This window comes from Thioclava kandeliae (assembly GCF_040297545.1).
Lineage (GTDB): Bacteria > Pseudomonadota > Alphaproteobacteria > Rhodobacterales > Rhodobacteraceae > Thioclava > Thioclava kandeliae.
Map to the genome: position 1 here is coordinate 1 of NZ_JAYWLC010000094.1, position 558 is coordinate 558.

At 62.7% G+C, this 558-nt stretch carries 2 protein-coding genes; both read left to right on the top strand.

All coding sequences use genetic code 11. The features are described 5' to 3' along the window. Positions 1 to 104 precede the first annotated feature (104 nt). Positions 105 to 434, top strand: coding sequence for a transposase (locus VSX56_RS20765; RefSeq protein WP_350939390.1), 330 nt, complete (start codon positions 105 to 107; stop codon positions 432 to 434). Continuing rightward, positions 431 to 558, top strand: a 128-nt coding sequence (gene tnpB / locus VSX56_RS20770; RefSeq protein ID WP_350939391.1) for an IS66 family insertion sequence element accessory protein TnpB, incomplete at its 3' end; no start/stop codon positions are given. The genes VSX56_RS20765 and tnpB, both read left to right, overlap by 4 nt.

Sequence of the window (558 nt, forward strand, 5' to 3'; positions counted from 1 at the left end):
GTGGGTTAGCGGCGAGGCTTGTTCGAGATAGGCTGGTGGCGTTGGTCTGACGCTGAGGTTAAATGTCTACGACTATTTCTACGCCTATGCCTGCGACTGGTAGCTTGCAGTTGGTCGAGGCCGTGATCGGGCGTTTCGAAGGGGCACCGGTTGCGGAGCGCCGCCGGTGGTCTGATGAATTCAAGGCAAAAGCCGTCGCCGCGGCGCTGGAGCCGGGCGTAAACGTTTCCGCGCAGGCGCGGCGCCTTGGGATTTCGCCGGCGCAGTTGTTTGTCTGGCGCAAGGCCTTTCTGAAGAAGCAGGATGCAGGCGTTGCGGCGGTCACGGGGACCTCCTTTGTTGAGATCGTGGTCGGCGAGGTGACGATCCGCGTCGGGGCGGACGTCAGCGAAGCTGCCCTGTGCCGGATCCTGCGTGCGGTGCGGTCGACATGATTCCGTTTGGCGTGAAGGTTTATCTGGCCAGCCAGCCCGTGGACTTCCGGAAGGGCCCGGATAGCCTGCTGTCTATGGTGCGCGATGCGGGCAGCGACCCGTTCAGTGGCGCGCTTTATGTGTT